Origin of the sequence: Serratia myotis (assembly GCF_027474885.1) — a bacterium.
Lineage (GTDB): Bacteria > Pseudomonadota > Gammaproteobacteria > Enterobacterales > Enterobacteriaceae > Serratia > Serratia proteamaculans.
On the sequence record NZ_CP099707.1, the window covers coordinates 3,358,097 to 3,381,022 of the forward strand.

Genomic DNA, 22,926 nt, shown 5'->3' on the forward strand with positions numbered 1-22,926 from the left:
CTAATTAAAGCCCGTTCCCCCAATTGCGCAAGGACAGGGTTGATTTCAATAAACGGCGGTGCACGGCAGAGATCAGAAAAATGAGGCGGGGAAACCCCGCCTTGTAAGAGGTGACTTAGGCTTTCAACAGGCCACTGCCCAGGTAATCGTTAGCGTCTTTTACCCCCGGCAACGCAAAGAAGTAACCACCGCCGATCGGCTTGACGTACTCTTCCAGCGCCTCGCCGTTCAGACGTTTTTGCACCGTCAGGAAGCCTTTCTCCAAATCGGCCTGATAACAGACAAACAGCAACCCCATTTCCAGTTGACCGGAATTGGACACGCCAATCGAATAGCTGTAACCCCGCCGCAACAGCAAATTGCTCTGAGTTTTCGGCGTGCGCGGGTTTGCCAGGCGAATATGCGCATCCATCGGGATCAGCTTGCCTTCGGGATCTTGCGCGTAGTCCGGCTCGTCATGCTCATGCTTCATGCCAAGCGGCGCACCGCTGTGCTTGTCGCGACCGAAGATGGTTTGCTGTTCCTGTAACGGCGTGCGATCCCAGAACTCCACGTGAAAGCGGATAATACGTGCAGCCTGATAGCTGCCGCCCACCGCCCATGCGGGTTCTCCGGCGTTATCCGCCACCCACACCACCTGATCCATCAGCGGTTTATCGCTGGTTTTCGGGTTGGCGGTGCCGTCTTTAAAGCCCAGCAGGTTGATCGGTGTTTCTTTGCCTTTGCTACGTGCGGCGTGGGCAGAAATAAACCCTTCCCGCTTCCAGCGCACGCTGAGCAGATCCGGCGAATGCTTGATAATGTCGCGCAGCGCGTGGATCACCGTTTCATTGGTATTGGCGCAAATCTGCAATACCAAATCCCCGTGGCACAGGCTGGCGTCCAGCGAGTCGTTAGGGAAGCGCGTCATTTTTTGCAGACGCAGTGGTTTTTGTGCCTGTAACCCGAAGCGTTCGTCAAACAACGAGGTGCCGACCGACACGGTGATGGTCAGGTTATCCGGATAAATCTCCGGCCCCATAATGCCCGAATCGAGCGGTGGCAGCTTGGGATCCACCTCCGGTGCCCTGCCGCCGGTCGTCAGGAAGGCAATGCGGGTGGTCAGCAACCGGAACAGCCGCTCCAAATCCTGCTTGTTGCTGGCCAGCACGTCAAACGCCACCAGCATCATCGCAGCCTGCTGTGGGGTGAGGATCCCGGCCTGATGCGCGCCATAAAACGGCTGCTTCTGCCACCGTTCATCCTGCGGCACCGCCAGCGGTTCTGCCACTTTATCTGCCGCCTGAGTCAGACGGCTGCCGCCCAACGCCAGCACGCCCAGCCCCAATCCTTGCAGCAAACGACGGCGCGACGGTGATGCCGCGTCCTGCGGCTGTGGATGCGGCCCGTTTGCCGGGCCGATCTTGTTACTCATTATGCTTTGCCTCAATCCAGACCCAGAACGCCACGCAGTTGTGACAAGTCTTCCGCCAGGGTGGTGATTGGCCCTTTCATGGCATTGCGATCGGCATCGGTCAGCTTCTCGTAAGACTCATAGCCATCTTTGGTCTTGTACTTCGCCAGAATGGTATCAACGGTTTTAAAGTTGGCATCGATCTTGTCCAGCAACGGCTTGTTGGCCTTCACCAGCAGCGGACGCAGCAGGTTAACGATTTTCTGCGCGCCGTCGACGTTAGCCTGGAAGTCCCACAGATCGGTGCGGCTATAACGGTCTTCTTCACCGCTGATTTTGCTCGCCGCCACTTCTTCGATCAAACCGGCCGCCCCGCCCACCACTTTGTTTGGCGGGAAGGTCAGGTCAGTGACGCGTTTTTGCAGCTCGACGGTGTCGTTGTACAGTTGATCGGCGTATTTGCTCATGTCTTTGGTGGTGTTATCGGCAAACAGCGCTTTCTCCAGACGGTGGAAACCGGTGAACTTCGGATCTTCCGCTTTCTTCTCGTAATCGTCTTCACGGGCGTCGATGCTGCCGTCCAGATCGGAGAACAGTTCGGCGATTGGCTCAATACGCTCGTAGTGCTGACGTGTCGGCGCATAGAGTTTGCGCGCCTGTTCCACGTTGCCGGCTTTGATCGCGTCGGTGAACAGCTTGGTCTGCTTGACCAGCCCTTCCACTTCTTTGGTAACGTAAACCTTGTATTCGGCAATCGGCCCAACCAAATCCATCGCGTTCGGTTTGCCGTCGGTGGCGGCGCCCGCAGCCGCAGTTACGGTCAGCTTGCCTTTCGGATTGCTGAGCAGCCCGCAGGTCATGTCGTATTCACCCGCTTCCAGATTGGCGGTCATCTTCTGGGTGAAGCCCGGCGCGATGTTCTCGCGCTCTTCTACCACCATCACCCCTTTGAGGATTTCCCATTCAACGTTTTTCTGGCTGGTATTGTGCACCACAAACTGGGTTTTACCGGCCGGTACCGTCAGCTGCATCGGCTCACACTGCTTGTCGTTAACGGTAATCTTCACCTGCGGCACATCCGCCGCCTGGGCATTGATGCTCAGCGCGAACGCCGGGAGTGCCAGTAATGCTGCGTGCAACGCCTTGCGGCGGAATAATGGAGTCGACATACAAGATTCCCTATTAAAATTAATGATTGATTTTACGTTGCGCCGAAACCGCTGCCGGTTCCGCACGCTGCGGCAGGAAAAAGAAAATCAGCGCCGGGATCAGATACAGGAAATAGACCGCCACTTCGCTCACCGTTGGCGTTTCCTGGTAGCCGAAGATGCCTTCGAGCAGAGTGCCAAACAGCGAATGGGTCGACAGATGGTTACTGAGATCGAACGCGATATCCTGGAAATGGTTCCACAGTCCGGCCTCGTGGAAGGCGCGGATCGCCCCGGCAGCCAGACCGGCGGCAACGAACAGAATAAACAGGCTGGTCCATTTGAAGAATTTGGCCAGGTGCAGCTTCACGCCGCCCCAATAGATAGCCATACCCAGCACGATGGCGGCCACCAGACCGAGCACTGCACCGATCGGGGCTTCAATACCCACATCTTGCTGGAAGGCGGCCAGCAGGAAAAACACCGACTCCAGCCCTTCACGCGCCACGGCAAAAAACACCATCGCCACCAGTGCCCAGCCCTGGCCTTTGCCGGAGTTGAGCGCGTTATCGATAGCGCCTTCCAGATGTACCTTGACCGACTTGGACACCTTACGCATCCAGAACACCATATAGGTGAGGATCAGTACCGCCACCACCGCAACAATGCCTTCGAATAGCTCTTGCTGTTTCTGCGGGAATTCACCGGTGGTTTCATTGATGAAAATGCCGAGCGCCAGGCACAGGGCAGCGGCAACAATCACCCCTATCCATACCACGCCTAGCCATTGACCCCGCTGGGTGCGTTTCAGGTAGCTGGCGATCAGGCTGACGATCAACGCCGCCTCCAGCCCCTCACGGAACATGATAAGGAAGGGAACAAACATAAATAATAACCCCTAAAAAGGCATCTGCTGCGAAGCGTCCGCACGCCGGAAAAGACGGCAACGCCAATGTAAAGAAAAGTAAAACACAACGATAGTGATTATCATTCTGGCTGGAAGAAATACAAGGGCCGCAAGGGTGATTTTTTCTAATCAAATGTCGCCAGGTGTTTCAGGCAGATGACAGAAAACAGCGGAATGAAAAATGACAAAGGGCGCATTAAGCGCCCTTTGAGACTCGTGCTGCGCGAGGATTAAACGGTTTTGAACTCGGCTTCTGCCTGATCAAAACGTTCGGTGATAGTCGCCGAAGGCTGACGACCCATCAGGCTCACCGTCACGATGGCGATACAAGCAAACAGGAAGCCCGGGATGATTTCATACAGATCCAGCCAGGCAAAGTGTTTCCAGACGATCACCGTCACCGCCCCGACCAGCATGCCAGCCAATGCGCCGTTACGCGTCATGCGTGACCACATTACCGAGATCAACACCACCGGACCAAAGGCCGCACCGAAGCCGGCCCAGGCGTAGCTCACCAGACCCAGCACGCGGTTTTCCGGGTTTGCCGCCAGCGCGATGGCGATCAGCGCCACCAGCAGCACCATGAAGCGGCCAACCCACACCAGCTCACGCTGGCTGGCGCCTTTACGCAGGAAGGCTTTGTACAAGTCTTCGGTAATCGCGCTTGAACACACCAACAGCTGGCAGCTCAGGGTACTCATTACCGCTGCCAAAATGGCTGACAGCAGAATGCCCGCAACCCAAGGGTTGAACAGAATCATCGCCAGCTCGATAAACACGCGTTCACCGTTCTGCGACACATTGCCCGCCTGATCCGGGTTGTTGGAGAAGTAGGCAATACCGAAGAAACCGACGGCAATGGTCCCCGCCAGACACAGGATCATCCAGGTCATGCTGATGCGACGTGCGCTGCGAATGGTGCGGTGAGAGTCCGCCGCCATAAAGCGCGCCAGAATGTGTGGCTGACCGAAGTAGCCCAACCCCCAACCCAGCAGTGAGAGGATCGCCACAAAGTTCAGGCCTTTCAGCATATCGATATTGGCCGGGTTCTTCGCCTCAATCACCAGCATCGAGGTGTCAATGCCACCCACGGCCATAATCACCATTACCGGCGTCAGGATCAGCGCGAAAATCATCAGACTGGCCTGCACGGTATCGGTCCAGCTCACCGCCAGGAATCCACCGATAAAGGTATAGAGGATAGTAGCGGCGGCACCGGCCCACAGCGCGGTTTCGTAGCTCATCCCAAAGGTACTTTCGAACAGACGCGCACCGGCCACGATGCCGGAAGCACAATAGATAGTGAAGAACACCAGAATAACGATGGCAGAAATCACCCGCAGCAGCTTGCTTTTGTCTTCAAAGCGGCTGGTGAAGTAATCCGGCAGTGTCAGGGCATTATTGTTGGCTTCGGTATGCACGCGCAGCCGCCCCGCCACCAGCTTCCAGTTAAGGTAAGCGCCGATCGTCAAGCCAATGGCAATCCAGCTTTCGGAGATGCCGGACAGGAAGATGGCGCCCGGCAGGCCCATCAGCAACCAGCCGCTCATATCCGATGCGCCGGCAGAGAGCGCGGTCACCACGCTGCCCAGGCTACGGCCGCCCAGAATGTAGTCGTCAAAGTTATTGGTTGCCCGGTAGGCAAGTAAGCCGATTAACACCATCCCGAAGATATACACCAGGAAGGTCACCAGCATTGGTGTGCTCATTGTCATGAAATTCTCCACTCTCATTATTATTTCGCGCTGTATTGCGATAGTTACTGCTTGCCCATCCGCCGGAACGTGGCGAAATTGCAGGTACCCCGCAGGTGAAAATAGTTTCCGCCCGCAATTGTCTGGCCGACGGCTATCCTAGATGACCCTTTCATTATCCAACAAGATATTTAACAACAAAGTTACACAAAGTTTACCCTGCGTCACATTTAACCGCTCTCAGGGTTACACCTTTCACCCCCAAGCGGAGTTGCACCTAATATAATTCTGATGTTACCCCTGATATCACTGGGGACAACGTACTTAAACTCCGTCTTCATCCCTCCCTGCCCAGAGGCTGAGCAAGAAGCATGCCGGTTATTGATGTTAAAAAATCGATGGAACTCACACTTCGCTCATCAGCCTGATTTAACACGGTTGCACAAAGTTGCAACATGCTGGATATTGTCTGCATTCATCACAGCACTCAACGCACGAACCTATCCCCGCAGCCTCTCTGGCCCGCAGTTTGTGTATAGGTTCTTAAACACAGGAGTTGGATTGGCATGGGCACTACCACCATGGGCGTAAAGCTCGACGAGGCAACTCGCGATCGCATTAAAAGCGCAGCACAAAGTATCGATCGCACGCCGCACTGGCTGATCAAACAGGCCATTTTCAATTATCTCGAGCGTCTCGAGAACGGTTCCGAACTGCCTGAAATTCCTGCTGTTGCCGCTGCCGGCCAGACCGAAGCGGACGACATTATGCCGCAAGTGCAGGAAGAGTCCCACCAGCCATTCCTTGAATTTGCTGAACAAATCCTGCCGCAGTCGGTTAACCGCGCCGCCATCACCGCAGCCTATCGTCGTCCTGAGACCGAAGCGGTTCCGATGATGCTCGAACAGGCACGCTTACCGGCCGATCTTGCCAAAGCCACCCATAAGATGGCTTACAACATCGCCGAGAAGCTGCGTAACCAAAAAAGTGCAAACGGCCGCGCCGGTATGGTGCAAGGTCTGCTGCAGGAATTCTCACTCTCCTCACAGGAAGGCGTGGCGCTGATGTGCCTGGCGGAAGCCCTGCTGCGTATTCCGGACAAACCAACCCGTGACGCGCTGATCCGCGACAAAATCAGCAATGGCAACTGGCATTCCCACCTCGGCCGCAGCCCATCGATGTTCGTGAACGCCGCCACCTGGGGCCTGCTGTTCACCGGCAAGCTGGTTTCAACCCATAACGAAGCCAACCTGTCGCGCTCGCTGAACCGCATTATCGGCAAGAGCGGTGAACCGCTGATCCGTAAAGGCGTGGACATGGCGATGCGCCTGATGGGCGAACAGTTCGTCACCGGCGAAACCATCGCCGAAGCGCTGGCCAATGCCCGCAAGCTGGAAGACAAAGGCTTCCGCTACTCTTACGACATGCTGGGTGAAGCCGCCCTGACCGAAGCCGACGCTCAGGCCTATCTGGTGTCCTACCAGCAGGCCATTCACGCGATCGGCAAAGCGTCTAACGGTCGCGGCATCTATGAAGGCCCGGGTATTTCGATCAAGCTCTCCGCCCTGCACCCGCGCTACAGCCGTGCACAGTACGAACGCGTCATGGAAGAGCTTTACCCACGCCTGCTGTCATTGACCCTGCAAGCGCGTCAATATGATATCGGCATCAATATCGACGCCGAAGAAGCCGACCGCCTGGAGATCTCACTCGATCTGCTGGAGAAACTGTGTTTTGAGCCACAGCTGGCCGGCTGGAACGGCATTGGCTTCGTGATCCAGGCCTATCAGAAACGTTGTCCGTTCGCCATCGACGCCGTGATCGATATGGCGCAACGCAGCCGCCGTCGCCTGATGATCCGTCTGGTGAAAGGTGCTTACTGGGACAGCGAGATCAAACGTGCCCAAATGGACGGGCTGGAAGGCTATCCGGTTTACACCCGCAAGGTTTACACCGACGTCTCCTACCTGGCCTGCGCCCGCAAACTGCTGGCGGTACCCAATCTGATTTATCCGCAGTTCGCCACCCATAACGCCCACACCCTGAGCGCGATTTACCATATGGCAGGCAACAACTACTACCCAGGTCAGTATGAGTTCCAATGCCTGCACGGCATGGGCGAACCGCTATATGAGCAGGTGGTGGGTAAAGTGGCCGACGGCAAATTAAACCGCCCTTGCCGCATTTATGCCCCGGTCGGTACCCATGAAACGCTGCTGGCATACCTGGTGCGCCGCCTGCTGGAAAACGGCGCCAACACCTCGTTCGTTAACCGCATTGCCGACGCCACCCTGCCGCTCGACGAACTGGTGGCCGATCCGGTCACCGCAGTTGAAGCTATGGCCGCCAGCGAAGGGCAAATTGGTCTGCCGCATCCGCGTATTCCGCTGCCGCGCGAGCTGTATGGCGAGAAACGCACCAACTCCAGCGGTCTGGACTTGTCCAACGAACAGCGTCTGGCTTCTCTGTCCAGCGCATTGCTGAGCAGCGCTACTCAGCCATGGCGTGCCGAGCCGATTATCGACGCCGAGCTGGATCAGGGCGTGGAACAACCGGTGATTAACCCTGCCGAACCGGGCGATATCGTCGGTTACGTGCGTGAAGCCACCGAAGGGGAAGTCAGCCGGGCGCTCGACGCCGCTGCCGCTGCCGGCCCAATCTGGTTCGCCACTCCACCGTCGGAGCGCGCCGCCATTCTTGAACGCGCCGCAGAACTGATGGAAGGCCAACTGCAGAGCCTGTTGGGCATCCTGGTACGTGAAGCGGGTAAAACCTTTAACAACGCCATCTCCGAAGTCCGTGAGGCGGTCGATTTCCTGCATTACTACGCCGGTCAGGTGCGCGATGACTTCGCCAATGACAGCCACCGCCCGCTGGGCCCGGTAGTTTGTATCAGCCCGTGGAACTTCCCACTGGCGATCTTCACCGGCCAGATTGCCGCGGCGCTGGCGGCAGGCAACAGCGTGTTGGCTAAACCGGCCGAGCAAACTCCGCTGATCGCCGCACAGGCAGTACGCATTCTGCTGGAGGCCGGTATTCCCCAGGGCGTGCTGCAACTGCTGCCAGGCCAGGGTGAAAGCGTCGGCTCGGTGCTGGTCAATGACGCCCGCGTCCGTGGCGTGATGTTTACCGGCTCCACCGACGTTGCCGGTATTTTGCAACGCAGCATCGCCGGTCGTTTGGATCCGCAAGGTCGCCCAACGCCGCTGATCGCCGAAACCGGGGGCCTGAACGCGATGATCGTCGATTCTTCCGCCCTGACCGAACAGGTGGTAACCGACGTGGTCGCCTCCGCCTTCGACAGCGCCGGTCAACGTTGTTCTGCCCTGCGTATCCTGTGCATTCAGGAAGACGTGGCGGACCATACGCTGCAAATGCTGCGCGGTGCGATGGCCGAGTGCCGCATGGGTAACCCGGAACGCCTGTCTACCGACATCGGGCCGGTGATCGACGCCGAAGCCAAGACCGGTATCGAACGCCATATCCAAGCAATGCGTGCCAAGGGCCGCAAGGTCTATCAGGCGGCGAAAGGCAATGCACAGGATGAGAAAGAGTGGTCACGCGGGACCTTTATCAAGCCAACGCTGATTGAACTGGACAGCTTCGACGAGCTGCAAAAAGAGATCTTCGGCCCGGTACTGCACGTGGTGCGCTTCCAGCGCTCCAATCTGGAGTCATTGGTCGATCAGATCAACGCCGCCGGTTACGGTCTGACGCTGGGTATTCACACCCGTATCGATGAGACCATCGCCCGCGTCACCGAACGTGCCAAGGTGGGTAACCTGTACGTGAACCGCAACATGGTAGGTGCCGTGGTCGGCGTGCAGCCGTTTGGCGGCGAAGGCCTGTCCGGCACCGGTCCGAAAGCCGGTGGCCCGCTGTACCTGTACCGCTTGCTGGCTAACCGTCCGGATGACGCAGTGCTGCGCACCCTGAGTCGTCAGGACGATGAACGCCCGCTGGAAGCCACCGCGCGCCCACAGCTGCTCAAAGCCCATCAGGCGCTGGAGCAGTGGGCGATTGCCGAAAAACAGGCAGAGCTGGTGACGCTGGCACAACGCTACGCCGAGCTGGGTCAGGGCGGCACCCTGCGCCCTCTGCCAGGCCCAACCGGCGAGCGTAATACCTATGCCCTGCTGCCGCGTGAGCGCGTACTGTGCCTGGCCGATAACGAAGCCGATGCCCTGACTCAGTTGGCTGCGGTACTGGCGGTGGGCAGCAGCGTGCTGTGGCCGGAAGCCGAGCTGCAACGCGCCCTGTATCGTCGCCTGCCGGCGGCGGTTCAGGCCAGCATCAGCCTCAGCAAAGACTGGCAGCAGGACAAGGTGGAGTTTGACGCCGCCATTTACCACGGCGATGCCGATCAGTTACGTACTCTGTGCGAGCAAATCGCCCAGCGCAGCGGCGCGATCGTTTCAGTACAAGGCTTTGCCCACGGCGAAACCAATATCCTGTTGGAGCGCCTGCTGATCGAACGCTCGCTGAGTGTCAACACCGCCGCCGCCGGCGGTAACGCCAGCCTGATGACGATTGGTTAACGACCTCAGTTAATCAGCCCAAGGGCGCAGCGTAATGGCTGTGCCCTTTTTTCTTGGCCAACAGCCGATGGGCCGAACATGTTCGGCCCCTACAACGGACTCTGCGAACCTGTAGGGGCGCTGCATGCTGCGCCCTGCACATGACAGCGGTTTCCTGCAAAACACCTCGCATAACCGCTCCTCAGATATGTTTTATCCAGCCAAATTCTGATTAAGTATCCGAAATTCAGGAGGATAAATGACACATTTCCAATCGCGAAAAACCCTTCGCTTGCGCCATTATAACTATGCCTCTATCGGTATCTATTTTGTGACGATTTGCACGCATCAGCGACAGTGTCTTTTCGGTAAAATAGACGATTCGATCATGCTGCTGAACGCCCATGGGATCATCGCAAAACAATGCTGGTTGGAAATCTCTCAGCATTTTACCCACGTTCAGTTAGACCATTTTGTCTTGATGCCGAACCATATACATGCGCTGCTGCATATTCGCGAAGGAAAAGGGGTGGCCATTCCAATAATTATTCGCAGTTACAAAGCGGCAGTGACACGCCAATTGCAACACCCTACATGGCAGCGTGGTTACTGGGAAAGAGTCATCCGAAATGAAAGAGAATTGGCGTTAACACGGGAATACATTGCGAATAATCCTGCACAATGGGGGACAGATAAAGCCGAGGATTATTAATTTAAAGGCCGAACATGTTCGGCCTCTACAGGTTACTGATTCAGGAATTTATCGAGGAATTGCTGGGTGCGCTGGTGTTGAGGATTGGCGAACAGCTCTTTCGCCGGACCCTGCTCAACGATACGGCCGTGATCCATGAAAATGGCGCGGTCGGCTACGTCACGGGCAAAGCTCATTTCGTGCGTCACGATCACCATGGTGCGCTTTTCTTCCGCCAGCGAACGGATGGTGTTGAGCACTTCGCCCACCAGTTCTGGATCGAGTGCAGAAGTCGGTTCATCGAACAGGATCACTTCCGGTTGCATCGCCAGTGCGCGGGCTATCGCCACCCGCTGCTGTTGCCCACCGGAAAGACGGCGTGGATAAGCCGACTCTTTGCCGTTCAACCCTACCTTCGCCAACAATGTCCGCGCACGCTGTTCTGCGCTGGCTTTCGACTCGCCTTTAACGATGACCGGCCCCTCAATAATATTCTCCAGCACCGAACGGTGCGGGAACAGATTGAAGCTCTGGAACACAAAGCCCACTTGCTGGCGCAACGCACGCACCTGATTTTTCTGTTTGCTCAGCGGTTTGGAACTGTCGATCTGAATATCACCAACGCGGATCGTACCGGAATCCGGCACCTCCAGCAGGTTGATACAGCGCAGCAAGGTGGTTTTACCCGAGCCGCTGGGCCCGATAATCGCCACCACTTCACCCGCACTGACCTCCAGGTCGATCCCATGCAGCACCGTTTGACCTTTGAACTGCTTGGTCAGCTGTTTCACTTCAATGGCACTCATGCGTTACTCCTGATCCTGGCGGTTGACGTGCGCTTCCAGACGATTTTGCAGCGCAGAAAGCAAAGTCGCCATCACCCAGTAAATCAGCGAGGCCGCCAGATACATGGTGAACACTTCCAGCGTACGCGAGGTAATCAACTGTGCCTGACGGAACAGCTCCGGTACCTGAATGGTCGCCGCCAGCGAGGTGTCTTTCACCAGGCCGATAAAGCTGTTGCCCAACGGAGGTAATGCAGTACGCGCTGCCTGCGGCAGGATCACCCGACGCAGCGTCTGCCAACGAGTCATGCCGATGCTGGCCGCGGCTTCCCACTGTCCTTTTTCGATCGACGAAATCGCCGCACGCAGGGTTTCCGAGGTATAGGCTGCCGTATTCAGCGACAGGCCAATCAGCGCCGCCGGGAAGGGATCAAACTCGATACCGAACTGCGGCAAACCGTAGTAAATCATGAACAGCTGGGCAATCAGCGGCGTGCCACGGAACAACGACACGTAGAAGCGCGACAACCACGACAGTGGCCATAACGGCGAAAGGCGCATCAGCGCCAGCAGAAAACCGAGCAATAAACCGAGCGCCATGCCCCCCAGACTGAGCTGGAGAGTGAGTATCGCGCCCCTCAATAAAAATGGCGCTGAATCCAGCGCCAGTTGGATACTTTCGTGCATTATTTAGTTACGTCCGCGCCAAACCATTTGTCAGAGATCTTCGCCAGCGAGCCGTCTTTTTGCATTTCGGCAATCGCCTGGTTGATCGCAGCCAGCAGTTCCGGGTTGTTTTTACGCACCGCTACGCCAGACTCCTGACGAGAGAACGCCGGGCCGGCTACCGCCAGCGTATCGCCGGTTTTCTTCACCAGATCCAACGCCGCCAAACGGTCAACCAGAATGGCATTGATACGGCCTACGCGCAGATCCTGGTATTTGGTCGGGTCATCATCATAGGTGCGCACGTCAACGCCCTGCACATTGTCACGCAGCCACTGTTCGTAGTTGGTGCCCAGGCCGACGCCGACTTTCTTGCCTTTCAGATCTTCCGGCTTGGTGATGGTGCCTTCATTGCCCTTCTTCACCAGCGCCTGAATACCGGAGACGGTGTAAGGCGTGGAGAAATCATATTTCTTCTGACGCTCCGGGGAAATGGTCACCTGGTTGATCACCACGTCGATGCGTTTTGAATCCAGCGAGGCCAACATGCCGTCCCACTTGGTCGGGTTCAGTTTGGCTTTCACGCCAAGATGCTGCGCCAGCGCGTTGGCGAAGTCCACTTCAAAACCCGTCAGCTTGCCGTCTTCACCCTGGAAGCTGAACGGCGGGTAAGTGCCTTCCAGCCCAACAACCAGAGTACCGTGATGCTTCACCTGCTCCAGCAGGTTATCGGCGGCATAGGTTTGCGTGCTCAACCCCGCCGTCAGCGCAACGCCCATCACACCCAGCAGCAGTTGACGACGAACTTTAGAAAACATCATAAACACCCCATCTGTTGTTTATCTTTTTTGATATCAGCACTTTAACAGTGTGACCGCCTGCTTGAAGGAATATAACCTTATAAATATAGTTCAAAATGGAATAACAAACTCGGCTCACACCTGCGGATGGTAGGCGAAGAGCGCCGGTGCACCGCCGGTATGGATAAACAAAATCGGGCCGTCATCACGGAAACGTTGCTGGGCTATACCATCAATTAAACCCGCCATCGCCTTGCCGCTATACACCGGATCCAGCAACACCCCTTCCTGCTGCGCCAGCAGCTGTATGGCCGCCAGCCCTTCTTCATTCGGCATGCCGTACTGCGGCGCAAAATAATCATCCCACAGGGTGATGGACGCCAGTTCATCGATGTCCAACGAACAGGCCAGCGCTTTTTGGATCAGTTCCACCTTGGGCAGTTGGTCAATGACTTTGCGTGAAACGGTCACACCGATCAGCTCAGTCTCTGGCAGCAGTTGCTGCAGACCGACCGCCAGCCCGGCATGGGTACCGGCGCTACCAGACGCCACCACCACGGAGCTAAACGCGACATTGCTGAGGCGACTCTGCTCGGCAATTTCCAGCGCACACTGTATGTAACCCAGCGCACCCAATGCGTTAGAGCCGCCGACCGGCACCACATAAGGCCGGAAACCCTGTGCCTCGAGACGGGTAGCCAAATCGGCCAACTGCTGCTGTGGGTCATGCAGTGCTTCACACATCTCCACCTGCGCGTTGAACAGCCCAAGCAGCAGACGGTTACCGTTGGTCAGGTAATTCTCTTCCTGGGTGTCGATTGGGTTTTCCAGCAATGCTACGCAGTGCAGGCCCAGTTTGGCCGCCACCGCCGCCGTTTGGCGCACATGATTGGATTGGATTGCCCCGGCAGTGACCAGCGTATCGGCCCCCTGACGCAGGGCTTCAGCAGCCAGAAACTCCAGCTTTCTCAGTTTATTACCGCCCATCGCCATCGGCGTGACGTCGTCACGTTTGATATAAATTTCACGGCCAAGGTAGTCTGAGAGGCGAGACAGTTTTTCGAGCGGTGTGGCAGAGCCGACTAAATCGAGGCGCGGGAACTGCGCCAATTTTTGTTGCAGATTCACAACTTCCCCCAGGGAATAAGGTATCAACAGCTAAAGGATAGATTTAGCAGATGTGAACCTAATAATCACTATTTATTAGTTATGGGGGGAAGACGAAAACCCCGGCTGGCGCGCCGGGGAGAGCGGATCAGTAGCTTTTTTGCCAGGCGAGATACTGGTCGTATTTACGCAGGGCAATGCGGTAATTGTTGTGCGCCGCAGAAGGCAACTCTTCAATGATGCGTTGATGGCTGGCATTGCTGGCGAACTTGTCGGCCGGATAGTTGCGCTCCACCAGCATTTCATCCAGACGACGCAGGCGCACCACGTATTCACGGATGGTGCTGTGGCTCATTTCGGTTTGTTCAAACAGATACTGCTTGAAGGCCATAATGTCGAAATAGCTCGGATGGCTGTTGCAGGAAATTTCACTACAAAAGCGGCACAGCGCGGTCAGCTCGTTCTGTACATTCAGCCAGACGTGATCGTCGATCGGCTGGTCCATACGCGCAATGGCGTCTTTGTTGATGATCTTGCCACGAAACACCAGCGCCATGCGATCCAATATCTTGCCGCACTGGGAACAATGAGTCTGGCTGTGTTTGTAATCTTTCAAATAACGGCTCAGCGGCCGCTTTTTCAACAGTATTGCTGGCATTAGGCAGTCCGGTTATCGCAAGGGTGATCGAGTTGAAGGATCAGAGTTGAATACATGTCAGTTCTCGTTCGCCAGACGGGCACGCAGACGTTTGATCGCCTGGCTATGCAGTTGGCTGACACGCGATTCCCCCACGTCCAGCACGGCGCCGATCTCTTTCAGATTCAACTCTTCTTGGTAATACAGCGTCAGCACCATTTTTTCGCGTTCCGGCAATGCCTCAATGGCGTCTATCACCCGTTGGCGCAGATTGCCCTCCAGCAGATGATGTAACGGATTGGCCTCTTCGTGCCCTTCCAGCAGCGGCTCCGCGCTTTCACCATGCTCTTCCCGCCATTCGTCATAGGAGAAAAGATGGCTGTTATTGGTGTCCAACAGAATTTGACGGTACTCATCCAGTGACAGGTTTAGCGTCTGCGCCACTTCCACTTCGCTGGCCGGGCGGCCTAGCTGTTGTTCCAACTGGCGCATCGCCTGTGCCACTTCACGCGCATGGCGACGCACACTGCGTGGCACCCAGTCGCGGCTGCGCAGCTCATCGAGCATGGCGCCACGGATGCGTTGCACCGCATAGGTGGTAAAGGCAGTTCCCTGCAGGGCGTCGTAACGCTCGACGGCGTTCAACAGCCCTATCCCCCCGGCCTGCAGCAGATCGTCAAGCTCCACGCTGGCGGGTAACCTGACCTGCAGGCGCAACGCCTCGTGGCGCACTAACGGAACGTAGCGCAACCAAAGAGAATTTTTGTCCATCACGCCTTCGGCGGTATACAAATCGCTCACTATGTCTAAAACCTGCGGATAAGAGAGTCAGCGCTATTATCCGTAGGGGGCAAAATGCCAATCGGCTGAACAGTCGTACAAAACAGGCCTTATTTGCGCCATGCAATACCTGCACAGCGCGCGACCATAAAAAAAACCCCGCCGAAGCGGGGTTCTTTTTGCGACAGGTTAATCGGGGAGAGTCGATTAACGCAGCAGGGACAACACGTTCTGAGTAGACTGGTTAGCCTGTGCCAGAACAGAGGTGCCAGCCTGTTGCAGGATGTTGGCACGGCTCATGTTGGACACTTCGGTCGCGTAGTCAGCATCCTGAATACGGGACTGGGAAGCAGACAGGTTGTTCACAGTGCTGTTCAGGTTGTTGATAACAGAATCGAAACGGTTCTGTACCGCACCCAGAGAAGAACGCAGACCGTCAACCTGTGACAATGCTTTGTCCAGAGTTGCCAGTGGGTCGGCAGTTTTAGGTTCAGAGCTCATCTCTGCGCCTTTGGTGACTTTACCTGCGCTATCTGCAGTGGCTTTGAAGTATTTAGCCGCTGCGCCAGTACCTTCCTGAATCAGGTAAGATTTGCCGCCGTCATAAGATTTCAAACCAGTAGTGTCGCCGGTTGCAGTAACTTCTTCTTTAACGGTGGTGGTAGCAGCGGTGTCGGTCAAACCGGTGGTTTCAGTCCCCGCGATCGCAGTGATGTCACCAGAGGTTTTGTCAACGGTGGCCTTGTAGTTTTTACCGTCGGTGCCTACTGCATAAACGTCGCCAGTAGTATTATCTTTGAGATAGCTGGCCGGTGCAGCACCGTTAGCCTGCTTATTGGTCGTGTTAGTGATGGTCAGGTCTTTGCCTGTCGCAATGGTAGTAACCGCTGCGCCGACTTTAGCTGTATCAACACCGTCTGCCACACTGAACTTATCCAGGCCCAGAGTTTTAGAATTGATGTTTTTCAGATCAATCTGGATGGTTTCGTTGTCGTTAGCGCCCACCTGGATGGTCAGTTTCTGGTCGCCGCTCAGTACTTTCACGCCGTTGAAATCGGTTTGTTCAGAGATACGGTTAATTTCTGACATGCGCTCGCTGATTTCGTCCTGGATGGACTGCAGGTCGCTGGAAGAGTTAGAACCGTTCTGAGACTGTACGGTCAGACGACGGATGTTTTGCAAGTTGTCGTTAACTTCGTTCAGTGCGCCTTCAGTGGTCTGCGCCAGAGAGATACCGTCGTTAGCGTTACGAGAAGCCTGAGTCAGGCCCTTGATGTTAGCGGTGAAGCGGTTAGAGATGGCCTGACCCGCGGCATCGTCCTTGGCGCTGTTGATACGCAGACCAGAAGACAGACGCTCGATCGCAGTACCCAAAGAAGACTGAGATTTGTTCAGGTTGTTCTGCGCCATCAGCGACAGGCTGTTGGTATTAATTACTTGTGCCATTGTATACTTTCCTTACGAATCAGTTGCGATCTTCGCAATGTGGTTAAAAGGTTCGGGCTGCTTTGCCCACGGCGTCAACCACCGTCCCATCAGGTATCGGCCCTCCCCCTGCAACCTTTAGAAATTTTTTGTTTTTTTTTCTTTTCACCGCAATGGCAGAAATAACGCGGTTTTTCCCTCTTCTATTGCGTCATCACTTTTTTAATTTTTCGGTAAACTTTTTCTCCGCTGGGCCGATAAACGCGTAAAGCGAATAAAGTCATGATTAAGGAGAATTACCAATGGCATCGATCAGTTCATTAGGCATCGGCTCAGGACTCGACCTCAACGGCTTGCTGGACAAGCTAAGCAAAGCGGAACAGCAGCGTCTGACGCCGTACACCACCCAGCAAACCAGTTATAACGCCCAACTGACCGCCTACGGCACCCTGAAAGGCTCACTGGAAAAGTTCGATAACCTGAGCAAAGAGCTGGCGAAACCGGCGTTCTTCAACAATACCACCGCCAGCAAACACGATCAGTTCGCTATCACCACGACCGACAAGGCGGTGGCAGGTAACTACATCGTTAAGGTGATCGCGCTGGCTCAGCCGCAAACGCTGACCACCCAAACCCCTATTGCCAATCAGACAGAAACGTTGGGCACGCCAGGCAGCAGCGACCGTTCAATCACCATTACCGCTGGCGATCCACAAAAAGACGTGAAGATCCCACTGAGCGACGACCAAACCTCATTGGTGGAAATGCGCGATGCGATTAACAACGCCAAGGCCGGCGTCAACGCCAGCATCATGCGCGTAGGCGACAACGACTATCAACTGGCGATCAGTTCCACTACCACCGGGGCGAAAAATACCGTCTCGGTGCAGGTCAATAATGACGATAAGCTGGGGGCTATCCTCAACTATGACTACAAGGCCAAAAGCGGTGCGATGAAGCAAACCGTGGCCGGTCAGGATGCCGAGATCGAGGTTAACGGCACGCCAATTAAACGCAGCACCAACTCGATTGCCGATGCGTTACAGGGCGTCACTATCGACCTGAAAACCACCACCAAAACTGATGCACCACAAAACCTGGTGATCAGTACCGATAAAACCGGCACCGCCGATAAGATCAAAGAGTGGGTCGACAACTATAACTCGCTGCTGGACACCTTTAACTCGCTAAGCAAATTTACTCCGGTCAAGACCGGTGAAGCGCAGAATGCCAAAAATGGCGCGCTGTTGGGCGATAACACCCTGCGTGGCATTCAGTCGTCGATCAAAAGCGCACTCAGCGCCGCACAAGACAACCCAGAACTGAAGGGTCTCGGCAATCTGGGTATCACCACCAACACCAAAACCAACAAGCTGGAGATCGACAGCACCAAGCTGAACAAAGCCATTGAAGAGAAACCAGACCAGGTCACCAACTTCTTCTCTGGCAACGGCAAAGACACCGGCATGGCCACCGAGATCCATAACGAGATCCAGAACTACATCAAGGCCGGCGGCATCATTGAGAACTCGACCAAAAGCATTAATACCAGCCTCGATCGCCTCAACAGTAAAATCACCACGGTGACGGCCAGCATTCAAAACACCATAGATCGCTATAAACAACAATTCGTTCAACTGGATACCATGATGTCAAAGTTGGGCAGTACAGGTAATTATTTAACCCAACAGTTCAAATAGAACTTTTTAACCAGGTAATAAATCGCATGTATAACCGAAGCGGAACTCAAGCCTACGCCCAGGTCAGTCTGGAAAGCGGCGTAATGAGCGCCAGCCCGCATCAGTTAATCGTGATGCTTTTCGACGGGGCGCTTAGCGCCCTGTTACGCGCACGCATTCTGATGAAACAGGGGGATATCGCCGGCAAGGGGCTGGCACTGTCAAAGGCCATCAATATTATCGATAACGGCCTGAAAAGCGGTCTCGATCCCCAGCAGGGCGGCGAAATGGCCGATAATCTGGCGGCGCTGTATGACTATATGAAGCGCCGCCTGATGCAGGCCAACCTGCATAATGACGAAGCGGCGATCGACGAAGTGGTCAAACTGCTGGAAAATATTGCCGATGCCTGGCGCCAGATTGGCCCCAATTATCACCCCTCTCAGGACGCCGTATAATGGAACGTCAACAGCAACTGCTAGCCGCGTATCAACAAATATATAGTCTGAGCAGCCAGATGATCGCCCTGGCGCAAACCGAAAGATGGGAGGATCTGATCGAATTGGAGCTGGCTTACGTGACGGCGGTGGAAAGTACCGCCGCCTTCACCGGTCAGGCCGGCCCGTCCATGGCGCTGCAGGAGTTGTTGCGCAATAAGCTGCAACAGATCCTGGACAATGAAACCGAGCTCAAACGTCTGCTGCAACAACGCATGGACCAATTGAAAGAATTGATCGGCCAGTCAACGCGACAGAACGTGGTTAACAACACCTATGGCCAGTTTCACGACCGCGCCCTGCTGTTGGGAGAGCCGCAAATCAGATAAACCCTTAACAATAATGGTAATGGCGGAATAAATAGCAGCATGCACTATTATTCTCCGGTTAAGTCAGGATATTAATCCATGGCATTTGAATTATATACATTCAACATATTGATCACTCTGGGCCCGTAGGGCGAATATATTGCCCCGACTAACACGGGCGCAGCATGCAACGCCCCTACGAGACGGATAAATATTACGCCGACACGGACGTTTTCTGTTCAGCAGGAAATTGATTTTTGATAGATAAAACACGTCGTTGTGTTTCACAACGCATGGAAAAATGTTGCTCCAACGCCAATCAAAGCGTAAAGATATTCTCAGATAATGGCTGCGAAATGAATATCGATGGAACGTACAATTAATCTTTGTCCTGGAATTGGTGCCTCGGCGCACATCATTCAGCATACTGAATTATTATTCCCTTCAGTCTATTTTGAACAACCCCATCTGTATTTGGTACAGCAAGGCCACAAACGTGTACGTTGGCAACAGCGTGAAGTCGTGGCTCAGACCGGAGAGTTGTTGATTATCGACGGAGGGCAAACCGTGGATATTATTAACGAGCCCTCAGAGGAAGGGGTATTCAGTTGCCAGTTGCTGACCTGCGATCCGTTACTGTTCGCGGCACAACCGACCCAGGCGGAAACCCTGGCCCCTACGGCCTTCGACCCGGTATTGGCACTACGCAACCTGCCCTGCGCCCTCATGCACAGTTTTGAAACCACCAGCCTGGCGCTGGCGCTTAAACACCGTTTCCCTACTGTCATTATTCGCCACAAAATGCTGGAAATCTTGCTGTGGTTGAAGCAGTTCAATATCAACTTCGTGCATAACGAGGTTAGAAATTTAACCCAACGGGTGCGACGTTGTCTGGCAACCGATCCACACAACATCTGGACGGCAGCCGAGGTCGCGGACACCTTGTCGATGAGCGAGGTCATGTTACGTCGCAAGCTGTCGGCGGAAAATACCTCATTGCGTAATCTGATGATCGACGTGCGCATGAACAGTGCACTGACATTGTTACAGTCCACTGACTGGCCAATATCCGCCATCGCCCAGCACGTCGGTTACGAAAGCTCTTCGCGGTTCGCCGAACGCTTTCGCAAACGCTTCGGCTTTGCCCCCACCGCCATTCGCGGGCATCAACGAGCCATGGAACCCAGCACCATTCGTCCCGACCATTTCAGCTTGATGGAAGCGCGGGACTGATGACCACGGGCGTAAGTTAAATCATTGAACAATGGAATCGTGGTTTATGCAGGTCGGGTTAGCGGAAAACCGCGGGGTGAGATAGCATCGGCGAGCGTTAACGCCATCAGGAGGGATAAGCCATGCTCAACGAAAAACTGCTGTTTTCCCTGGCCGTCTTGCTGCTTGGTATCTGGCTGCTGGGCCTGACGTACGAAGAAGACGCCATGCGGATACTGGCGGGAAAATAAATCAGCAAGGCCACAACCTGTGGCCCGTTTTTTTAACTTTGTTTAATTAAAACGCCTATGAGTACGACCAGCACCACCAAAATTAAAATACTCAATAGCCGCCATCTGCTTTCACTTTTGCTACTCATCATCTTGTCCGGTAATTAACACATCCTGTATCCCGACAATTATAACCCCGTAACCCGTACGGCAATGTGAGTTGAAGCGAGGTTTCTGCCCGCTTGCTCTGGCGATTGGTACAATTCGCTAAGGGTAATACATCCAATGTGCCAGGTCAGTGGTCAAAACCGCACTGATAAAACCCCAACCACCATAAATTAAGGCGCAATCAGCGCCAATCTGGCGGGCAGTTGTGCCAGCAATTGATCAACCGCCAGCCGCACTTTTAGCGGCTGGTACGCCGCATGGGGCCAGACTGCGTTAACCGGGAAATCTACGCTATCGTAGTCGCGCATCACTGCTACCAAACGGCCTTCGGCAAGGTGTTCGCGGGCCAGCCAATAAGGCAACCAAACCACACCGGCGCCACTCACGGCAGCATCCGTAATGGCCTGCATATCGTCCATCATTATTCTTGCCTGCGGTTTTATTTCCTGCAGGCTGCCACCGGCGTTTTTGAGCTGCCATTGCTGCAGCGTACCGGCGTGTAAATACCCCACCGCCTGATGCTGGCCGAGCTCTGATAGTGTTTGCGGCTCACCACAGCGCCGCAAGTAGGCCGGGGACGCACAGAATGTCATGCCGTGCTGGCCTAACTGCCGGCCAACCAGACTATTACTGTCTGGCAAGGCACCAATACGAATGGCCAGATCGAAACCCTCATCAATCAAATCGACTCTGCGGTCGCTAAATGACAGTTCCAATGTCAGTTGCGGATGCTGCTGCGCCAGCTCCGTCAGCACTGGCGCAATGCACAGATGGCCGAACAGTACCGGCATCGACACCCGCAGTCGGCCACTGGCCTGCACCTTGCCGCTCTCCAGCAGGGTTTCCGCGCTGTTGATGGTGGCTAATGCCTGTCGGCAGTGCTCGTAGAACAACACCCCTTCATCCGTCAGGCTCTGGCTGCGCGTGGTACGCAGAAACAGCATCACTCCAAGCCGTTCTTCCAGCCGGGAAATGATTTTACTGATAGCGGACCGCGTCAGATGCAGTTTTTCTGCGGCATTGGCAAAGCTACCGGCCTCTGCCACGGCGACAAATACCGGGATCCCACTCAGTTCAGCTCTCACCTTATTGCGTCCATTTAGGCATCAATGATGTGAAACACTATCACCACTGGTGAATATTCAGCAATGCTAACATGCGTTATCTCGAATGCCCCAGCGGCAAAGGTAATGCCAGGGGATTTAACTCAGACCCCAATCAGGAAAATATTATGAGCAATATTCTGGTACTCAAATCCAGCTTCAAGGGTGACCAATCCCACACCAATATGCTGATCGACAGCTTCCTGAACGAGCGTAGCGTCAGAGGAATGAAGGACAATATCGTGGTGCGTGATTTGGTTGAGCTCAACCTGCCGGTGCTGGACGCCGAGCTGTTCAGCGCGCTGCGCGGCGGTGAAATCTCAAGCCAGCGGATCAACGATGGGGTGGCACTTTCTGACCAATTAATCGCCGAACTCAAAGCCAGCGATCTGGTGGTCATAGGTGCGCCGATGTACAACCACAACGTACCAACCCATTTGAAGAACTGGTTTGATTTGGTGGCGCGTGCACGGGTGACATTCAACTACACCGCGACTTATCCGGTCGGTCTGGTGGAAGCTGTGCAAGCCCTGGTGATCAGTTCTCGCGGGGGTGTGCATGTCGGTCAAGAAACCGATGCAGTCACGCCCTACCTAAGGTCTGTTTTGGGTTTGATGGGCATCCGCGAGGTGCAATTCGTCTATGCCGAAGGCCTGGATATGAAACCGCATGGCCGGGATAGCGGCCTGGCAGCGGCCCGTCATAAACTGGTTGAACTGCTCTCCTGAAACCCGTCATGGCCTCACCTCTGAGGCCAGCTTTATCACACCGCCATGTTCATCACTTCCTGGTAAGCGGAAACCAGCTTATTACGCACCTGCACGCCCATCTGCAGCGAGATCGATGATTTTTGCAGATCGACCATCACATCATTCAGGCTGATGCCGGGGACGCCGACCTCAAAATCCTGCGCCTGCTTGCGTGCGGTCTGCTGGGTATCGCTGATCTTGCCGATTGCCGCTTTCAGTTCGCTGGCAAAACTGACGCCTGGCGCACCAGCGCCTTGTCCGAGCTGCCCTGCCTGAATCGCCGTGGCTTGCAACTGTTGCAACACCCCTTCAATACCCTGAATTGCCATCGTGACCTCAATAAAAACGCGGCTACCTGCCGTTGTGGCGGCAGGCACTACTTTGATGCTGCACACCCTAACACAGCATTTTTATCCTAAAGCGGCTAATT

Annotated in this window: 20 protein-coding genes; 7 read left to right on the top strand and 13 right to left on the bottom strand. The window is 55.1% G+C overall.

From position 1 onward, the window contains the following. Positions 1-115 precede the first annotated feature (115 nt). The 4 genes from efeB to putP all read right to left on the bottom strand — a co-directional run bounded on the left by efeB (position 116) and on the right by putP (position 5,163). A complete protein-coding gene (gene efeB / locus NHG65_RS15940) occupies positions 116-1,414 on the bottom strand; it encodes an iron uptake transporter deferrochelatase/peroxidase subunit (RefSeq protein WP_499182413.1) in 1,299 nt (432 codons plus the stop codon). An 11-nt stretch (positions 1,415-1,425) separates the two neighbouring features. Beyond that, on the bottom strand, positions 1,426-2,562 hold the full coding sequence (efeO, locus tag NHG65_RS15945) for an iron uptake system protein EfeO (RefSeq protein ID WP_499182414.1): 1,137 nt from the start codon (positions 2,560-2,562) through the stop codon (positions 1,426-1,428). Positions 2,563-2,581: 19 nt separating this feature from the next. Then, complete coding sequence (efeU, locus tag NHG65_RS15950; RefSeq protein ID WP_261284872.1) at positions 2,582-3,427, bottom strand: iron uptake transporter permease EfeU; 846 nt, start codon at positions 3,425-3,427, stop codon at positions 2,582-2,584. Between the two features lie 251 nt (positions 3,428-3,678). Then, a complete protein-coding gene (gene putP, locus NHG65_RS15955) occupies positions 3,679-5,163 on the bottom strand; it encodes a sodium/proline symporter PutP (protein ID WP_261416536.1) in 1,485 nt (494 codons plus the stop codon). 545 nt (positions 5,164-5,708) lie between these two features. On the opposite strand from putP, the gene putA reads away from it, so the two are divergent. Continuing rightward, a complete protein-coding gene (gene putA, locus NHG65_RS15960) occupies positions 5,709-9,680 on the top strand; it encodes a trifunctional transcriptional regulator/proline dehydrogenase/L-glutamate gamma-semialdehyde dehydrogenase (protein WP_219016512.1) in 3,972 nt (1,323 codons plus the stop codon). Positions 9,681-9,918: 238 nt separating this feature from the next. After that, positions 9,919-10,371, top strand: coding sequence for a transposase (locus NHG65_RS15965; RefSeq protein WP_207978473.1), 453 nt, complete (start codon positions 9,919-9,921; stop codon positions 10,369-10,371). A gap of 32 nt (positions 10,372-10,403) precedes the next feature. Here the strand turns inward: NHG65_RS15965 and tcyN are convergent, their stop codons facing one another. From tcyN to NHG65_RS16000, 7 genes are all read right to left on the bottom strand, one after another. Next, positions 10,404-11,156, bottom strand: a complete 753-nt coding sequence (gene tcyN / locus NHG65_RS15970; protein WP_099064617.1) for an L-cystine ABC transporter ATP-binding protein TcyN — start codon at positions 11,154-11,156, stop codon at positions 10,404-10,406. Between the two features lie 3 nt (positions 11,157-11,159). After that, positions 11,160-11,822 carry a cystine ABC transporter permease gene (gene tcyL / locus NHG65_RS15975; RefSeq protein ID WP_037419074.1) on the bottom strand — a complete coding sequence of 221 codons (663 nt, stop codon included), beginning with the start codon at positions 11,820-11,822 and terminating at the stop codon, positions 11,160-11,162. Continuing rightward, the gene (gene tcyJ / locus NHG65_RS15980; protein WP_099064618.1) at positions 11,822-12,622 is read right to left on the bottom strand and encodes a cystine ABC transporter substrate-binding protein; all 801 of its coding nucleotides are present in this window, start codon (positions 12,620-12,622) and stop codon (positions 11,822-11,824) included. Before tcyJ ends, tcyL begins: the two co-directional genes overlap by 1 nt. A gap of 114 nt (positions 12,623-12,736) precedes the next feature. Continuing rightward, on the bottom strand, positions 12,737-13,729 hold the full coding sequence (locus NHG65_RS15985; RefSeq protein WP_207978472.1) for a D-cysteine desulfhydrase: 993 nt from the start codon (positions 13,727-13,729) through the stop codon (positions 12,737-12,739). A gap of 127 nt (positions 13,730-13,856) precedes the next feature. Next, positions 13,857-14,366 carry a flagella biosynthesis regulatory protein FliZ gene (fliZ, locus tag NHG65_RS15990; protein ID WP_099064620.1) on the bottom strand — a complete coding sequence of 170 codons (510 nt, stop codon included), beginning with the start codon at positions 14,364-14,366 and terminating at the stop codon, positions 13,857-13,859. Between the two features lie 57 nt (positions 14,367-14,423). Further along, positions 14,424-15,146: an RNA polymerase sigma factor FliA gene (locus NHG65_RS15995; RefSeq protein WP_099064621.1), complete on the bottom strand. Its 723-nt coding sequence runs from the start codon at positions 15,144-15,146 to the stop codon at positions 14,424-14,426. 186 nt (positions 15,147-15,332) lie between these two features. Next, positions 15,333-16,571: a FliC/FljB family flagellin gene (locus NHG65_RS16000; protein WP_099064622.1), complete on the bottom strand. Its 1,239-nt coding sequence runs from the start codon at positions 16,569-16,571 to the stop codon at positions 15,333-15,335. 281 nt (positions 16,572-16,852) lie between these two features. On the opposite strand from NHG65_RS16000, the gene fliD reads away from it, so the two are divergent. From fliD to NHG65_RS16020, 4 genes are all read left to right on the top strand, one after another. Next, positions 16,853-18,250, top strand: coding sequence for a flagellar filament capping protein FliD (fliD, locus tag NHG65_RS16005; RefSeq protein WP_099064623.1), 1,398 nt, complete (start codon positions 16,853-16,855; stop codon positions 18,248-18,250). A 26-nt stretch (positions 18,251-18,276) separates the two neighbouring features. Further along, the gene (fliS, locus tag NHG65_RS16010) at positions 18,277-18,687 is read left to right on the top strand and encodes a flagellar export chaperone FliS (RefSeq protein WP_085117266.1); all 411 of its coding nucleotides are present in this window, start codon (positions 18,277-18,279) and stop codon (positions 18,685-18,687) included. Beyond that, complete coding sequence (fliT, locus tag NHG65_RS16015; protein WP_099064624.1) at positions 18,687-19,055, top strand: flagella biosynthesis regulatory protein FliT; 369 nt, start codon at positions 18,687-18,689, stop codon at positions 19,053-19,055. Before fliS ends, fliT begins: the two co-directional genes overlap by 1 nt. A gap of 345 nt (positions 19,056-19,400) precedes the next feature. Then, positions 19,401-20,267 (top strand): helix-turn-helix transcriptional regulator, encoded by an 867-nt coding sequence (locus NHG65_RS16020; protein WP_099064625.1) that lies wholly within the window; start codon positions 19,401-19,403, stop codon positions 20,265-20,267. A 547-nt stretch (positions 20,268-20,814) separates the two neighbouring features. Here NHG65_RS16020 and NHG65_RS16025 read toward each other — a convergent pair. Further along, on the bottom strand, positions 20,815-21,729 hold the full coding sequence (locus NHG65_RS16025) for a LysR family transcriptional regulator (RefSeq protein WP_499182415.1): 915 nt from the start codon (positions 21,727-21,729) through the stop codon (positions 20,815-20,817). Between the two features lie 146 nt (positions 21,730-21,875). Here NHG65_RS16025 and NHG65_RS16030 point away from each other — a divergent pair, with 146 nt between their 5' ends. Continuing rightward, entirely contained in the window at positions 21,876-22,475 is a 600-nt protein-coding gene (locus NHG65_RS16030) for an NAD(P)H-dependent oxidoreductase (RefSeq protein ID WP_499182416.1), read from the top strand. Positions 22,476-22,510: 35 nt separating this feature from the next. On the opposite strand, the gene fliE is transcribed toward NHG65_RS16030, so the two are convergent. Further along, positions 22,511-22,825, bottom strand: a complete 315-nt coding sequence (gene fliE / locus NHG65_RS16035) for a flagellar hook-basal body complex protein FliE (protein WP_129936672.1) — start codon at positions 22,823-22,825, stop codon at positions 22,511-22,513. Positions 22,826-22,926 lie beyond the last annotated feature (101 nt).

Excerpts from the sequence above, each read along its gene's own strand:
- efeO (WP_499182414.1), bottom strand. The coding sequence starts at position 2,562 with ATGTCGACTCCATTATTCCGCCGCAAGGCGTTGCACGCAGCATTACTG.
- putP (WP_261416536.1), bottom strand. The coding sequence starts at position 5,163 with ATGACAATGAGCACACCAATGCTGGTGACCTTCCTGGTGTATATCTTC.
- fliS (WP_085117266.1), top strand. The coding sequence starts at position 18,277 with ATGTATAACCGAAGCGGAACTCAAGCCTACGCCCAGGTCAGTCTGGAA.
- fliD (WP_099064623.1), top strand. The coding sequence starts at position 16,853 with ATGGCATCGATCAGTTCATTAGGCATCGGCTCAGGACTCGACCTCAAC.
- efeB (WP_499182413.1), bottom strand. The coding sequence starts at position 1,414 with ATGAGTAACAAGATCGGCCCGGCAAACGGGCCGCATCCACAGCCGCAG.
- efeU (WP_261284872.1), bottom strand. The coding sequence starts at position 3,427 with ATGTTTGTTCCCTTCCTTATCATGTTCCGTGAGGGGCTGGAGGCGGCG.
- NHG65_RS16020 (WP_099064625.1), top strand. The coding sequence starts at position 19,401 with ATGGAACGTACAATTAATCTTTGTCCTGGAATTGGTGCCTCGGCGCAC.
- tcyN (WP_099064617.1), bottom strand. The coding sequence starts at position 11,156 with ATGAGTGCCATTGAAGTGAAACAGCTGACCAAGCAGTTCAAAGGTCAA.
- NHG65_RS16030 (WP_499182416.1), top strand. The coding sequence starts at position 21,876 with ATGAGCAATATTCTGGTACTCAAATCCAGCTTCAAGGGTGACCAATCC.
- NHG65_RS15965 (WP_207978473.1), top strand. The coding sequence starts at position 9,919 with ATGACACATTTCCAATCGCGAAAAACCCTTCGCTTGCGCCATTATAAC.
- putA (WP_219016512.1), top strand. The coding sequence starts at position 5,709 with ATGGGCACTACCACCATGGGCGTAAAGCTCGACGAGGCAACTCGCGAT.
- fliT (WP_099064624.1), top strand. The coding sequence starts at position 18,687 with ATGGAACGTCAACAGCAACTGCTAGCCGCGTATCAACAAATATATAGT.
- tcyL (WP_037419074.1), bottom strand. The coding sequence starts at position 11,822 with ATGCACGAAAGTATCCAACTGGCGCTGGATTCAGCGCCATTTTTATTG.
- tcyJ (WP_099064618.1), bottom strand. The coding sequence starts at position 12,622 with ATGATGTTTTCTAAAGTTCGTCGTCAACTGCTGCTGGGTGTGATGGGC.
- NHG65_RS16000 (WP_099064622.1), bottom strand. The coding sequence starts at position 16,571 with ATGGCACAAGTAATTAATACCAACAGCCTGTCGCTGATGGCGCAGAAC.
- fliZ (WP_099064620.1), bottom strand. The coding sequence starts at position 14,366 with ATGCCAGCAATACTGTTGAAAAAGCGGCCGCTGAGCCGTTATTTGAAA.
- fliE (WP_129936672.1), bottom strand. The coding sequence starts at position 22,825 with ATGGCAATTCAGGGTATTGAAGGGGTGTTGCAACAGTTGCAAGCCACG.